This is a genomic window from Clostridium sp. AM34-11AC, from assembly GCF_003435375.1.
Lineage (GTDB): Bacteria > Bacillota > Clostridia > Lachnospirales > Lachnospiraceae > Pilosibacter > Pilosibacter fragilis.
The window spans coordinates 1,135-1,845 of the sequence record NZ_QWGL01000088.1 but is presented as its reverse complement, the minus strand read 5'-3'; the positions used below and the strand labels follow the sequence as shown (position 1 = coordinate 1,845).

The 711-nt window shown below is 53.2% G+C and carries 2 pseudogenes; both read right to left on the bottom strand.

Annotation, left to right across the window (positions count from 1 at the left end):
- Positions 1-438 (bottom strand): annotated as a pseudogene (locus tag DW826_RS17835) (virulence-associated protein E); the annotation flags it as partial.
- Positions 407-711, bottom strand: a pseudogene (locus DW826_RS18795) (DNA primase); the annotation flags it as partial. The pseudogenes DW826_RS17835 and DW826_RS18795, both read right to left, overlap by 32 nt.

Genomic DNA, 711 nt, shown 5'->3' with positions numbered 1-711 from the left:
CTTCAACGCTTCATAGGTGTAATCGTCTGCGTCAGCCCCCAAAAAGTGCCGCAGGCAGAAGCGGATTCGCTCTGTCCCATCCCACACAAGGGTATTGAGATAATCCCGGATGGGATGGTACTTGTTTTCATTCGCCACAATCCCGATGGCGTTATCAATCTTTTTCTCATTGGTAAGCCCGTAGGTTTCTTCCAGATAGAGAAGCAGATACTTCATGTCCGTATCGTTTAAGGCGGTGCTTTCCCTGTGGAAACCGATGGGCTTTATGATGTCTTTGCGGTCGGTCAGGATGTTGTAGGCGATAGCCCCGGAAAGCAGCGGGTCACGCTGGAATACGGTCAGGCAGTTCCGTATGCTCTGACGGACACCGCCTTTCTCGGTAGTTTCCAGCCCCGCCTTGATTTCCTCAACGCTCTGGGGCGGCTGCATGGCGTTCATGGTGTTTTTTAGTTCTTGCTGCGTCTGCGGCTGCAAGCTCTGCCATTCGCTGTTCAAGCTGTACCACATCCTTTCCGTAGTCCGTAATTAAAGCCGCTTTTTCCTCTGTCTCCCCGAACAGCAGCATATCCAGCAGATATTCCACTTGGTCTTGCTTCTGTAAGGCTTCCACAAACCGGGGATGAAAGGCTTCCTCCGGGGAGTGCGGGGCGTAGTCCGTTCTCCATGCCCGGAGCAGGTGGAGATAGTCGGCAAGAATACGAAAGCAGCGGC